We start from the raw sequence: 13,675 nt of genomic DNA, 5'->3' as shown, positions 1-13,675 counted from the left end.
CACCACTCGTGATCTTGATTGTCATACCACCGTACCCACAGGAGGACGCCCCCGCGCAAGAGCGGTCCGGCGGGCGCCCGCGTGCGCACCGTCGGGAAATACCCCCGATCGCCTAGCCCATGTTGGCGAATGCCTCGACGGCCCGGGTCCCTCCGGTGACGATGATCACATCACCCCTGCCCACGACGGTCCGGGCGGTGGCGTGGGCGAAGTTCTCACCGGGCCGCTTGATGCCGACGACCGTCACCCCGTACCGGGTGCGCACCTGGCTCCCGGCCGGCGGGACGCCCACCACGCGGTCCGGCGCCACCGTCTTGACCAGCGCGTAGTCGTCGTCGAACCGGATGAAGTCCAGCATCCGGCCGGTGACCAGGTGGGCCACGCGCTCGCCCCTCTCGTACTCGGGCAGCACCACGTGGTGCGCGCCGAGCCGCTCCAGGACGCGGCCGTGCCGGCGGCTGATGGCCTTGGCCCAGATGTTGGGCACCCCCGCCTCCAGCAGGTTGGAGGTGACCAGGATGCTCGCCTCGACGTCGGTGCCGATCCCGACGACCGCGCTGGACAGCTCGTGCACCCCCAGCTGGCGCAGCGTCTCCGTGTCGGTGCAGTCGGCCACCACCGCGTGGGGGAGCGTGTCGGAGAACCGCCGGACGAGGCGGGGGTCCTCGTCTATCCCCGGCACGTCCCAGCCGGCCGCTCCCTTACGCTGTGCCGGGGCGTGGTCCGGGCCGTCGGCGCGGGGCCCGAGGACGGCTGGGGGGCGGTGCACAGGTGAGAGGGGGCGGGGTCCCGGAATCCTTCCTCGGCGGCTACCCCGAGCTGCTCGCGGAGATCTCCCGGACGGGGCGGCTGCCGCGCCGCGGAGAGCTGGACTCCTTCCGCGCCCTGGGCGAGCTGGCCGCCGAGGCGGGCCACGGGCTGCGCGACCTGGTCGGCCTCTACCTGGGGGCGACCCGGCGGCTGTGGGGCACCCTGCCCGGCATCGCCCGGTCGGCCACCGGCGCCGAGCGGGCCCGCACCGGGGACGCGCTGCTGGCGGCCCTGGAGTCCTGCGTCGCCGCGCTCGGCGAGGGGCACGAGCGGGCCCAGCGGCTCGCGGTGCGGCAGGCGGAGGCCGAGCGGCGCGAGTTCGTCGACGACCTCCTCTACGGCCGCAGCGACCTGGGACGGCTGGCCGAGCGGGCCCAGCGCTTCGGGCTCCACCTGGCCCGCGCGCACGCCGTCGCGGTCGCCGAGGGCGCCGAGCGGTACGACGACGTGCATCCGGCCGTCCGCCGCATCGAGCGCGAGCTGGTGGGCCGCTTCGGCGAGCGCGACGTGCTGCTGGCCACCAAGGACGGCCGGCTGGTGTGCATCGCCGCCAGCTCCGAGCGCTCCGCCCTGGAGGCGTTCGCGAAGCTGGCCGAGGACCCCGGGCCCGGCCACCCCGCCGCCCGCCGCGTCGCGCTCGGCCGCGACCACAGCGGTCCGGGCGGCGTGGTGCGCTCCTACGAGGAGGCGCTCGGCACCCTGGACCTGGCCGACCGGCTGGAGCTGCCCGCCGTCCGGCTGAACGCGGCGGAGATGCTGGTCTTCCCCGTGCTGCTGCGCGACCGCGCGGCGATGGCGGACCTGGTCAAGACCGTGCTGGGCCCGCTCACCCAGGCGCGCGGCGGGGCCGGGCCGCTGGTGGAGACCCTCTCGGAGTGCGCGGCCGCGGGCTATGTGAACGCCGAGGCCGCCCGCCGGCTGGGCGTGAGCGTGCGGACCCTGTCGTACCGCCTGGCGCGCATCCGCACCCTGACCGGCTACGACCCCGGCGACGGCCTCCAGCGCTACACCCTGGAGACCGCCGCGATGGGGGCCCGGCTGCTGGGCTGGCCGGAACGGCCGCTCTGACGCCCCGCGGCGCCCCGGTCCGGGAGCGCCGCGCGGTCAGGCGTCCGCGCGGCGGAGTTCGACGACGGGGATCGTCCGTCCGGCGCGCCCTGCCCGCTCCTGGTGCTCGGCGAAGAACGGCTGCTGCCGCACCGCCTCCGCGAACAGCGCGTCCCGCTCGGAGCCGGTGGGGACGACGGCGGTGGCGGGGAAGACCTCGCCGCCGAGCTCCACGGTCACGGCCGGGTGGGCCGTCAGGTTGTGGAACCAGTCGGGGTGCCGGGGCGCCCCGTCGTTGGAGGCGATCACGCACAGCCGGCCGTCCAGGCGCAGGAACATCACCGGGGTGGTGCGGCGCGTTCCGCTCCGGGCGCCGGTGTGGGTGAGCAGCAGCAGCCGTCCCGCGTCGAGCCGCCCTCCGACCGTGCCCCGGCCGCCGCACGCCCGGAACTCCTCGATCACCTGCCGGTTGAACGCCGAAAGGTCCACGCTTCCCCCTGGTGGTCAATCGCCCGTCAGTTCGATCAGAGGGTAGCCGCCGGGGCGGTCCCGAGGGGCCGGTTGCGCCCGCAGTCGGACATAAAAACGCTGTAAAGATTGCCGGATCCTGGCAGTGATCCAAGGGGCGGCGCAGTGCCACCATGCGAGCACACCGCAACGGACACGGGGGTGGGACGATGAGCGAGTTCATGCGTGTGGCCATGGACTTCCCGGCCGTCCTCTTCGGTTTCGGCCTGCTGGTCGTCCTCGGTTACTGGGTGGCGGTGCTGGTGGGGGGCGTGGGCGTCGATGCCCTGGACGGGGGTGAGGGCATCGACGCCGCCACGCCCGGCACCGGGGCCGCGGGGGTGCTCGCCGCCGCCGGACTCGGCGGGGCGCCCGTCCCCGTCTCCCTCACGGTCTTCCTCTCGATTGCCTGGTTCGCATCATTGAGCGGTTCGGTCGCCGTGGAGGAGGCCGCCGGGGGAACCCTGCCGCGTCTGCTGGTCCTGCCGGCCGCGCTGCTCGTCGCCTGGCCGGTCACCCGGCTGCTGGTCCTCCCGCTGCGCCGGTTCGCCCGGCGCGAGGCCGGCACCAGCCACCGGGACCTCGTCGGCCGGGTCTGCACCGTCCGCACCGGGCACGTCAGCCACCGCTTCGGACAGGCCGAGATCACGGCGGACGACGGCTCGTCCGCCCTGGTCCAGGTCCGGGCCCTGGGCGCGGACGCCGCCGGGCTCACCGCCGGGAGCACCGCCCTGGTCTACGACTACGACCCCGGGGACGGCACCTTCCGGGTCATGCCCTGCGACCCCGTCCTCGACCCCGCCTCCGGCCCGGCCCCCGGACCCCTCCCCGAACCGCTGCCCGAACCGCTCCCCGGCCCGGCCCCCGAGCCGGCGCCCGGCTCCGCGCGGGAGCAGGACCCCGGCGCCCCACGGCGCTGAGCGCGTCCGCCCCGCCCGTTCCGCAAGCCTTCCCGTCCACAACCTCACAAGGGATCCATCGCCATGGACGCCATCTCCACGGGCCTCGGCGTGCTCATCGCCGTGCTCCTCCTCATGGGAGCCGCCCTCCTGATCGTGGTCAGCCGCCTGTTCCGCAAGGTCGAACAGGGCAGGGCGCTGATCGTCTCCAAGATGCGCAAGGTCGACGTGACCTTCACCGGCACCGTCGTGCTGCCCGTGCTGCACCGGGCCGAGGTCATGGACATCTCGGTGAAGACCATCGAGATCGCCCGCACCGGCAGCGAGGGCCTGATCTGCCGGGACAACATCCGCGCCGACATCCGCATCTCGTTCTTCGTCCGCGTCAACAAGACCGTCGAGGACGTCATCAAGGTCGCCCAGGCCATCGGCACCGAGCGGGCCAGCGACCGGGGCACCCTCCAGGAACTGTTCAACGCCAAGTTCTCCGAGGCGCTCAAGACCGTCGGCAAGCAACTGGACTTCGCCGACCTCTACACCAAGCGCGACGAGTTCCGCGACCGGATCATCGCCGTCATCGGCACCGACCTCAACGGCTACAGCCTGGAGGACGCGGCGATCGACTACCTGGAGCAGACGCCGCTGGCCCAGCTGGACAGCGACAACATCCTCGACGCCCAGGGCATCCGGAAGATCACCGAGCTGACGGCCGCCGAGCACGTGCGCACCAACGAGTTCCGGCGCAACGAGGAGAAGGAGATCACCCGGCAGAACGTCGACGCCCGCGAGGCCGTCCTCGAACTGGAGCGCCGCCAGGCCGACGCCGAGATCCGCCAGCAGCGCGAGATCGAGACCGTGCGCGCCCGCGAGGAGGCCGAGACCGCCCGCGTCCAGGCCGAGGAGCGGCTGCGCGCCCACACCGCGCACATCAGGACCGAGGAGGCCCTCGGCATCCAGAACGAGAACCGCGAGCGCGAGATCGCCGTCGCCAAGCTCAACCGCGACCGGGTCGTGGCCATCGAGAACGAGCGCATCGAGAAGGACCGCCTGCTGGAGGTCATCGCCCGCGAGCGCGAGACCCAGCTGCGCCGGATCGCCGCCGACAAGGAGGTCGAGGCCGAGAAGCGGGAGATCGCCGACGTCGTCCGCGAGCGGATCGCGGTGGAGAAGACCGTCGCGCAGCAGGAGGAGGAGATCAAGAAGCTGCGCACCGTCGAGGAGGCCGAGCGCGAGCGCCAGGCCCTGATCATCGCCGCCGAGGCCCAGGCCCAGGAGCGGCTGGTCAAGGACATCAAGGCGGCCGAGGCCGCGGAGCAGGCCGCCGGGCACCGGGCCGCCGAGGAGTTGACGATGGCCGAGGCGCGGCGCAAGGCCGCCGAACTGGACGCGGCGGCCGCCGTCCGGCTCGCCGAGGGGAAGAAGGCCGAGGCCGCCGCGGCCGGACTCGCCGACGCCGAGGTCAAGGAGCGGATGGCGGACGCCATCGCCAAGACCCGCCACGCCGAGGCCGTCGCCGAGCGCGAGATCGCCCTAGCCCAGGCCGACGGGCTGCGCGAGAAGCTCAAGGCGGAGGCCGAGGGGCTCACCGAGAAGGCCGGCGCCATGGCCCGCCTGGACGAGGCGAGCCGGGAGCACGAGGAGTACCGGCTGCGCCTGGAGGCGGAGAAGGAGATCCGCATCGCCGGCATCGACGTCCAGCGGCAGATCGCCGAGGCCCAGGCGACCCTGATCGCCACCGGGCTGGAGAACGCCACGATCGACATCGTCGGCGGCGAGTCGGTCTTCTTCGACCGGCTCGTGAACTCCATCGCGGCCGGGAAGAGCGTGGACGGCTTCGTGAACCGCAGCGAGACGGTCCGGACCCTGGCGGGCCCCTGGCTCGACAAGGGCAACTCCACCTTCACCGACGACCTCGCCGCGATGGTCTCCGGGCTCGGCGCCGACGGACTGCGCGACCTGACGCTGGCCGGTCTGCTGACCAGGCTCGTCGCCGCGGGCGGCCCGGAGGCGCCGAAGCTCTCCTCCCTGCTGGAGGCGGTCCGCGGTTCGGGCGCGGCGGACCTGCCCCTGTCGGCCCTGACCGGGAGCGGCGCGGCCCGCGTGCCGGCCGCCAACGGGACGGCCGCGGGGCACTGAGCACCGGCGGCCGGTGGGCGCGCGGGGAGGGGGCGCGCGCCCGCCGGCCGGTCCGGCGACCCCCGAAGGCCCGGCGCGCCCCGTGCGCCCCGCGGCCCCCGCCCGTCCGGCGCGTTCGCGCAGACCCCCGGGAACCGTTGGAGGAACAGGAGTTGAGCAGCGTGGAGATCCAGGCCGCGGACGACCGGGTCGCGGGGGAGGGACCGTCCGGCACCCCGCGCGAGCGTCCGGACGCGGACACCTACGAGGTGCTGCGCGGCCGGATGGCGGCCGCCGCCGCGGACCTCGCGGCCCGGGCGCGGGCCCTCGACGACCGCCGGGCCGCGGTCTTCGGCGCCGCCGGGCTGGAACTGGCGGGCACCGCGAGCCTGGCGACCGGGCAGCCCCGGGTGCCGTGCGACCTGGTCCGGGTGGGCGGGGTGCTGCTGCTGGGCGCCAACCCGCCCGCCGGGCACGGACGGGCGGCCGCAGTCGGCGACGTGCTCACCCTCCACCGCCTCGTGCTCCCCGCCGGCGCCGCCGCGCCGTCCTTCGAGGCCGCCGGCCCCGACGCCGTGCCCGGCCTCCTCGACGACCCCCGCCTCCACCGCGACGTCGAGGAGCTGTACCGCTACTACCGCCAGGCCCGTCTGCTGCGCCTGCGCCGCACCGGCCCGCTGCTGCTGGCCGTCTTCCGCACCGGGGAGCGGGACACCGACCTCCGCGTGCTGCGCTGGCGCGTCGAGGCGGACGGCACCGCCGCCTACCTCGACGCCACGGGGGAGCGCGACCACACCACCCCGCCCGCCCACGACGTGGAGTGGACACCGGCCGGACGCGAGGACCACGTCGCCGGGCGCCACCCGCACGTCGCGGTCGCCGGGGGCGAGCTGTACGTCTCCACCGTCGGCGGCTCGCTCACCGTCAAGACCGAGAACGACACCGAGACCCCGGCGGGCGTCCACGACGAACCCGTCGACGACCCCCTGCAGTCCCTGGCCGACGCCGAGATCGCCCACGCCCGAGTCGGCCCCCTGATCCTGCTGCGCGTCCTGCCGTACAACGAGACCGCCCACCGCCACCTGGTGTTCAACACCCGCACCCGCGAGGTGCTGCGGCTGGACGGCATCGGGCGGGCGTGCCGCCGCCTCCCGGACGACCAGGGCGTCGTCTTCCCCGGCGGCTGCTACCTGGCCGACGCCCCGGCCGGCGCCGCGGCCCGCACCTTCGACGCGGACACCGCGGGCATGGAGTACGAGACCGCGGTGCGGTCCCCGGGCGGGGAGGACGTCCTCTACGTCTTCCACGCCCCCGCTCGCGGCCGCACCCTGCTGCTGCCCTACAACCTGATCCGCAAGGAGGCCGCCGCCCCCCTGCCCGCCCTGGGGCACGCCCTCCTCGACGACGGCACCCTGGTGGTGCTGCGCGAGCCGGAGGCGGGAGCGGACGGCGCCGGGGCCGCGGCGCAGGACGCGCCGCGCACCCACCCCGTCCAGGTCTGGAACACTCCCTTCCGATCCGCCGAGCGGGCCGCCGCGCTCGCCGCCGAGCGGGCATCCGCGGACGGGCCGCTGGCCCGGGTCGGCAACGCCGAACTGGTGCGCGGCGTGGCCGACTGCCTGTCCGCGGCACGGCTGGCCGAGGGCGCGGCCGGGGACGGGACGACGGCCACCGCCGCCGCCCTGGAGGCGGTCGCCGCCGCCTGCGCGCGGACCGCCGACCGCCACCACTGGCTCTCCTCGCCCGCGCTGGCCCGCGAACTGGAGGGCCTGGACGGGCCGTTGCGGACCCTGCGCGAGACCGCCGAGCAGGCCGTCGCCGAGTACGAGCGGGCCGCCGAACTGCGCGCGCGGGCGGCCGAGGCCGTGGAGCGGGCCGCCGGGGAGGCCGCCGCCCTGGTGCGCCGCGCGCGGGGCGAGAACCCCGGCGACGCGACCGGCTGGGTGGAGTTGCTGGCCGGACTGCGCCGCGCCCTGGGCTCGGTGGAGTCCCTGCGCGAGGTGCGCCACGCCGACGCCGTCCGGATCGACGCCGTCGCCGCGGAGCTGGGCCGGGCACTGGAGTCCGCCGGCCGCCGCGCGCTGTCCCACCTCGCCCGCCCCGGCGCCCTGGACGACATCACCGCCGCCGCCGGAGACCTGGCCGACCGCGCCTCGGCCGCCGCCACCGCCGCCGGAACCGCCCCGCTGGACGAGGAGCTCCGCGCCCGCGCCGGCGACCTCGCCGGCGTCACCGAGGCGGTCGCCTCCCTCGACGTCCCCGACACCACCGTGCGCACCGCCGTGCTGGAGCGGATCGGCGAGGCCACGGCGGCCGTCAACCGCGCCCGTGCGCTGCTGGAGGGGCGGCGCCGGGAGCTGCTGGAGGCCGAGGGGCGGGCGGAGTTCGCCGCCGAGACGGCGCTGCTGGGCCAGGAGGTCGCCGCGGCGCTGGCCGCCGCCGGCACCGCCGAGGAGTGCGACGAGCAGCTGGGGCGGCTGCTGGTGCGCCTGGAGGACCTCGAGGCGCGCTTCGGCGCCCACGACGACTTCCTCGACCGCCTCTCCGAGCGGCGCGAGGAGATCCGCGAGGTCTTCGCCGCCAGGCGGCAGGCGCGCCTGGACGAGCGGGACCGGCGCGCCGAGCGCCTGGCGCGTTCCGCGGCGCGCGTGCTGGAGACCGTCGCGCGCCGCTGCGCCTCCCTGGGCACCCGGGAGGAGGTGGCCGCCCACTTCGCCGCCGACCCGCTGGTCGCCCGCGTCCGCGCCGCCGCCGACGAACTGCGCGCGCTCGGCGACACCGCGCGCGCCGAGGAGCTGACGGGGCGCCTGAAGGCCGCCCGCCAGGAGGCGGACCGCGCCCTGCGCGACCGCGCCGACCTGTACGACGCCGAGGGCACCGTACGGCTGGGCCGCCACCGGTTCGCCGTCACCACCCGGCCGCTGGAGGTGTCCCTCGTCCCCGACGGTGACGGGCTGGCGTTCACCGTCTCCGGCACCGGCTACCGGGCCCCGGTCGACGACGCCGGCCTCGCCGGGGTCCGCGAGTTCCGGGACCAGCCGCTGGTCTCGGAGTCCCCGGAGGTCTACCGGGCCGAGTACCTGGCGGCCCGGGTGCTCGACGGCCTGCCCCCCGGCACCGCCGCCGCCGTCACCGAGGTGATCGGCGCCGAGGGGGAGGCGGCCGGGGCGCGGGCCCTGCTGCCGGTGGTCGGCCGGGTGGCGCAGGAGGCGTACGACGAGGGGTACGACCGGGGCGTCCACGACCACGACGCCGCCGCGGTCCTCGCCGCCGTGCTGCGGCTGCGGGCCGGGGCGGGACTGCTGCGCTTCACCCCCGGCGTGCGGGCGGCGGCCCGGCTGTTCTGGGCGTACGGAGCGGACAGCGGCGGCCCCGGGGGCGGCGGGGGGCGGGCCCGGTGGGCCGCCCGCGCCCGCTCCCTGGTCCGGGCCCGGAGCGTGTTCGGGGCACGCGGCACGGTGGACTCCCTCGCCGCCGAGCTGGGCCGGGCCGCGGCCGGCTTCCTGTCGGAGGCCGGGCTGCCGGTGCCGCCGCGCCCGGAGGCGGTCGGCGCGTACCTGGTGGAGGAGCTGGCCGCGAGCGGGGGCCGCTTCGTCACCGGTCCGGGCGCCCGCGCCCTGCTCGACGGCTTCCACGCCGCGCTCGGCGGACCGGAGTCCGCCGCGGCCGGGGAGTTCGCCGGGGACCTGAGGGCCCTCGGCGGCGACGGCCCCGGGCACCTGGCCGCCCGCCACGGACTCGCCGCCGCCTGGCTGGGCGCCTGGGCCGCCTCCGACGGCTCCGTGCCCGGCGGCACCGGCAACCCCGACCTGCCCGAGGCCGTCGCCGCCGTGCTGTGCGCGGACGCGGCGCCGGGGCGGGAGGCGGAGGCGGGGGTGCGGCTGACCGCCACCGTCACCGGACTGCTGGGCACCCACCCCAGGATCACCGGCGGCGCCCTGCCGCTGCGCCTGGACGAGTTCCTGGAGCGCACCGCGGAGTTCCACGCCGTCCGCGTCCCGGCCCACCGGGCCCACACCCGCCGCCGCGCCGCCCTGCTGGAGGGCGAGCGGAAGCGGCTGCGGCTGGACTCCCACGTCCCCCGCGTGCTGCCCACCTTCGTCCGCAACCGCCTGATCGACGAGGTGTACCTGCCGCTGGTGGGCGACAACCTCGCCAAGCAGCTCGGCGCGGCGGGGGAGGGGCGCCGCACCGACAGCCAGGGCCTGCTGATGCTGCTGTCGCCGCCCGGGTACGGCAAGACGACGCTGATGGAGTACGTCGCCTCCCGGCTCGGGCTGGCCTTCGTCCGCGTCGACGGGCCGGCGCTGGGCCACCGCACCACCTCCCTGGACCCGGCGGCGGCGCCGGACGCGGGGGCGCGGCGCGAGGTCGAGAAGATCAACTTCGCGCTGGAGGCGGGCGACGACGTCCTGCTCCACCTCGACGACGTCCAGCACACCTCGCCGGAGCTGCTCCAGCGCTTCATCCCCCTGTGCGACGCCCAGCGCCGCATCGACGGGGTGCGGTTCTCCGACGGCCGCCCGGCCACCTACGACCTGCGCGGCCGGCGGTTCGCGATCTGCATGACGGGCAACCCCTTCACCGAGTCCGGCGCCCGCTTCCGCGTCCCGGACATGCTGGCCAACCGGGCGGACGTGTGGAACCTGGGCGACGTGCTGGCCGGGCGCGAGGAGCTGTTCGCGCTCAGCCACGTGGAGAACGCCCTCACCGCCAACCCGGTGCTGGCGCCCCTGGCCTCGCGCGAGCGCTCGGACGTCGAGCTGCTGGTGCGGATGGCGCGCGGCGACGCCTCGGCCCGCGCCGACCGGCTCGTCCACCCCTGCGGCCGGGCCGAGCTGGAGCAGGTGCTGGGCGTGCTGCGCGGACTGCTGAGGGTGCTGCGCACGGTGCTGGCGGTCAACGCCGCCTACATCGACTCCGCCTCCCGGGACGAGGCCGCCCGCACCGAGCCCCCGTTCCTGCTCCAGGGCTCCTACCGCGACACCGCGAAGCTGGCCGCGCGCCTGGTGCCGGTGATGACCGGCGAGGAGGTGGAGGCGCTGCTCGACGACCACTACACGGCCGAGGCCCGCACCCTGGCCACGGGAGCGGAGGCGAACCTGCTCAAACTCGCCGAGCTGCGCGGCCGGCTGACCGGGGAGCAGGCGCGGCGCTGGGAGGAGGTCAGGGCGGCGTTCCGGGCCGGGCGGCGCGCGGCCCTCCCGGTGTGAGCGCCGCGCGCCGCCCGCACCGGGACGGCAAGGCGGCGCGAACGGCGGGACGGCGGCGGGGGCCGCCCCCTACAGTGCGGGTATGGCCGACGACCGGGTGGTGCGCACGCCCGGCCGCGGCCGGGCGTGCGGCCCGGCGCGGTCAGGAGCGGCGGGCCGGGGCGGAGCCTTCGGGCGCCCGGCCCGGCCGGACCTCGCGGCACCCGGCCGTGCGGTCGTCCTCCGCCACGGCCTCCATCGCCTCGCGCAGCGCCCCGACGCTGGTCAGGGAGCGCCCGGCGGCCGGCGGCACGAGCCAGTGCAGCCCCGGCGGCCGGAGGCTGGCGGCGTCGGGCACGACGACGTAGGAGCCGCGGCCCAGGACGCGGGCGCCCGGCAGCTCCCAGCGGTCGGCGGCCCGCGGCGGGATCAGGAAGTACACCCGCGACGGCTCCTCCGCCCCCGGCCCGCCCCGCGGATCGGAGATGACCGGTCCGGGCGGCCGCCTGCCCCGCCGCAGCAGCGCCTCCAGCACCCGGTGCCCGGTCGGCCCCGGCAGCCGGACGGCGTCCCACCAGGTGCCCGCCGGCACGGCGCGGTGCATTCCGCCGTACGGCAGCCAGCCGGGCCGGCCGGCGTGCGGGGCCTCGTGGGGGGTGAGGCCCGGGAGGCGGGGGACGGCCGGGAACCGCTCGCCCGCCACCGCGGGGGCGGGGGAGCCGGCCGGGTGGACCCGGTCGCCCCCGGCGCGCTTGGCCTGGCGCAGCGCCACGTCGGAGTCGAGCAGGAGGTCCGCCAGGCCGCCGGGCGCCGGGTCGTCCGGATCCCAGGCGCACAGGCCGAACGAGACGGTCTGCCCGGTGATGGTCACGCACGTGCCGCGGCTGACCGGGGCGGTCACCGCCATCTCCCGCACGCCCCGCAGCAGCCGCCGCGCCGTCTCCGCCGCCGCGGCGGCGTCCGCGCCGGGCAGCAGCACCAGGAACTCGTCGCCCCCGTGGCCCCCGTACCGCCCGCACAGCGCGCCCTCGGCGCGCCGCAGCACCTCGGCGGTGCCGCGCAGCACGGCGTCCCCGGCGAGGTGGCCGTAGGTGTCGTTGACGCTCTTGAAGCGGTCGAGGTCGCCCAGGAGCAGGGCGAGGGGCTCGCGCCGCCGGTGGGCGAGACTGAGGGCCTGGGAGGCCCTGATCTCCCAGGCCCTCCTCACCAGCAGTCCGGTGAGGTCGTCGGTCAGGGGACGATGGCGGCCCTCCGGGCAGCACGAGGGGGGCGGTGCGTGTTCCTCGGCTGTCCTCCGCGCAGTACTCATCGAACCCCTTCTCCCCCGGTCGGTCCGGCACGTGGGTGGCGGTGGTGAACCTGCGGTTGACTCGTTCGTTGCCCTACTCAACCAGTAGTTGAGTGGATGCGATGAGTGAGTCTAGGCTTCCGGGCAGGTTCACTGTCAACTCCCGCGTGGGGGCCGGGCGTTATGATGCGGTGACGAGTTCCGGCCGTTCAGGCGTGGTGGAGGTGGATGCGGTGTCCGATCCCGGCGGGCGTCGGACGCTGGCCGAGAATCTCGACCGGCTCTTCGACACCATCCGTCCGGAGGGCCCCAAGGGCCGCCGGTACACCAACGAGGAGGTCGCCACCGCCATCAAGCGGGCGGAGCCGGGCATCCGGGTGGGCGGCGCCTACCTGTCGGCCCTGCGCAAGGGCACCAAGCGCAACCCCTCGACGGAGCTGCTGGGGGCCCTGGCCCGGTTCTTCGGCGTCCCGGCCTCCTACTTCCTGGACGAGCACACCGCGGCCCGGACCGACGCGGAGATCGAGCTGGCCAGGGTCGCCCACAACCTGGGCGTCAGGAGGCTCGCGCTGCGCGCCCTGGAGCTCTCCCCCGAGGGGCTCGCCGCGGTGACCCGGATCGTCGAGCACGTCCTGGAGAGCGACCCCTCCTCCCGCCCCCGGCCGCAGGACGGCGACCGGACGCCGGGCGCGTCACCGCCGGACGGCCGGCCGGCGGGGCACTGACGCGGTGGACCCCGGGGCGATGCGCCGCAGCCGCGCGGCCACCGGCGCCGGCGAGGAAGCCCCCGGACCCGCCCTGCCCTCCCCCCGCCCCGGCGCCCGCACCGCGCCCCGCCGCGGCGGACTGTTGCCGGGCGTGGGTGACTCTCCTACGCTCTGGTGCCGTTGATCCCTATTCGAGGCGGTCCGGGCTGTGAGCACTCATCTCCCCGAGCACGACGGCACCCTGACACCGGGTCACCGCTCAGGCGGTCCCGGAACCCCGCACCACGAGGAGGCGGTGCGCTCGGTCGTCGAGCACACCGTCTCCCGCGAGGCGCCCGAGGTCGACCGGCAGGGCCGGTTCCCCCGCGCGAGCATCGACGCGCTGGCCGGGGCCGGGCTGCTCGGGCTGATCAGCTCCCCGGACGTGGGGGGGGGGGGGGGGGGGGGGGGGGGGGAACGCGCGGTCGGTGGAGGACGGCGTACGGGCGGGCCGGGGCCGGACGCAGACGGGAGCGAGGCGGCGCGGTGGTTACGGGACTTGTTCGACGCCTGCGGGCTCGCTGTGCCGGTTCACCCGCCGGTACGGGTTCAGCTCCGCGGCCGTCTCCCGGTACCTGAGCGGCGAGCGGCTGCCGCACAAGGCCTTTCCAGGGGTGCTGCTGACCGGACGCGCCCGGCGCGCCGGCGCGGATCGCGGGCGAACAGCGCCACACCGGTGGCCGGCAACGGCCCCGGGGCCGGTAGGGCCAGTGTGATCAGCAGCAGAACAAGCACGGTCATGAGTACCTATCTGGCGGGATACCGGCGGGTGCGGACAGCCACCGGTGAGCCGCCTGCGACCTGGGCCTGGGGAAAACGAATGACAGCGAACGACTCCGAAGGAACCGGAAGCGCCACAGATCCGGTCGCGGAGTTCGCCGCGTGGATGCGCGACCTCCACCGGGAAGCGGCCAAGCCCAGCTGCACCGCCACCGTGCGGCGGAGCCGAACGCGGTACCCGGACGCCACCGTGCGGGGGAGCGCCATCTCCGACATCCTCAACGGCAAACGGCTCCCTCGCTGGGGGACCGTGGACGCAACTGGAGCACGGCCAGGTCTTCCAGGTCCACG

8 protein-coding genes and 1 pseudogene are annotated in these 13,675 nt (G+C 76.3%); 6 read left to right on the top strand and 3 right to left on the bottom strand.

The features are described 5' to 3' along the window. Positions 1-112: 112 nt before the first annotated feature. The gene (locus tag ACFSJS_RS18935) at positions 113-682 is read right to left on the bottom strand and encodes a potassium channel family protein (protein ID WP_380901905.1); all 570 of its coding nucleotides are present in this window, start codon (positions 680-682) and stop codon (positions 113-115) included. A gap of 89 nt (positions 683-771) precedes the next feature. Here ACFSJS_RS18935 and ACFSJS_RS18930 point away from each other — a divergent pair, with 89 nt between their 5' ends. Continuing rightward, entirely contained in the window at positions 772-1,878 is a 1,107-nt protein-coding gene (locus tag ACFSJS_RS18930; protein ID WP_380901903.1) for a PucR family transcriptional regulator, read from the top strand. A 36-nt stretch (positions 1,879-1,914) separates the two neighbouring features. On the opposite strand, the gene ACFSJS_RS18925 is transcribed toward ACFSJS_RS18930, so the two are convergent. Further along, entirely contained in the window at positions 1,915-2,346 is a 432-nt protein-coding gene (locus tag ACFSJS_RS18925; RefSeq protein WP_380901901.1) for a nitroreductase/quinone reductase family protein, read from the bottom strand. Between the two features lie 188 nt (positions 2,347-2,534). On the opposite strand from ACFSJS_RS18925, the gene ACFSJS_RS18920 reads away from it, so the two are divergent. The 3 genes from ACFSJS_RS18920 (at position 2,535) to ACFSJS_RS18910 (ending at position 10,591) form a co-directional block, all read left to right on the top strand. Continuing rightward, on the top strand, positions 2,535-3,284 hold the full coding sequence (locus tag ACFSJS_RS18920) for a hypothetical protein (protein WP_380901899.1): 750 nt from the start codon (positions 2,535-2,537) through the stop codon (positions 3,282-3,284). Between the two features lie 63 nt (positions 3,285-3,347). Next, positions 3,348-5,399, top strand: a complete 2,052-nt coding sequence (locus ACFSJS_RS18915) for a flotillin family protein (RefSeq protein WP_380901897.1) — start codon at positions 3,348-3,350, stop codon at positions 5,397-5,399. A gap of 152 nt (positions 5,400-5,551) precedes the next feature. Continuing rightward, positions 5,552-10,591: a DNA repair ATPase gene (locus ACFSJS_RS18910; protein WP_417824083.1), complete on the top strand. Its 5,040-nt coding sequence runs from the start codon at positions 5,552-5,554 to the stop codon at positions 10,589-10,591. 142 nt (positions 10,592-10,733) lie between these two features. Here ACFSJS_RS18910 and ACFSJS_RS18905 read toward each other — a convergent pair whose 3' ends face one another. After that, a complete protein-coding gene (locus ACFSJS_RS18905; protein WP_380901895.1) occupies positions 10,734-11,879 on the bottom strand; it encodes a GGDEF domain-containing protein in 1,146 nt (381 codons plus the stop codon). Between the two features lie 212 nt (positions 11,880-12,091). On the opposite strand from ACFSJS_RS18905, the gene ACFSJS_RS18900 reads away from it, so the two are divergent. Both ACFSJS_RS18900 and ACFSJS_RS18895 read left to right on the top strand, forming a co-directional pair. Next, positions 12,092-12,583, top strand: a complete 492-nt coding sequence (locus tag ACFSJS_RS18900; protein ID WP_380901893.1) for an XRE family transcriptional regulator — start codon at positions 12,092-12,094, stop codon at positions 12,581-12,583. Positions 12,584-12,773: 190 nt separating this feature from the next. Further along, positions 12,774-12,998, top strand: a pseudogene (locus ACFSJS_RS18895) (acyl-CoA dehydrogenase family protein); the annotation flags it as partial. Between the last annotated feature and the right edge of the window lie 677 nt (positions 12,999-13,675).

Origin of the sequence: Streptomyces desertarenae (assembly GCF_042681365.1) — a bacterium.
GTDB lineage: Bacteria > Actinomycetota > Actinomycetes > Streptomycetales > Streptomycetaceae > Streptomyces > Streptomyces desertarenae.
Note: the sequence above shows the minus strand (reverse complement) of the source record. Positions and strands in the feature narration are given on the sequence as shown.

What these genes read in the sequence shown, in the direction of transcription:
- ACFSJS_RS18920 (WP_380901899.1), top strand. Translation starts at nt 2,535, where the DNA reads ATGAGCGAGTTCATGCGTGTGGCCATGGACTTCCCGGCCGTCCTCTTC.
- ACFSJS_RS18915 (WP_380901897.1), top strand. Translation starts at nt 3,348, where the DNA reads ATGGACGCCATCTCCACGGGCCTCGGCGTGCTCATCGCCGTGCTCCTC.
- ACFSJS_RS18905 (WP_380901895.1), bottom strand. Translation starts at nt 11,879, where the DNA reads ATGAGTACTGCGCGGAGGACAGCCGAGGAACACGCACCGCCCCCCTCG.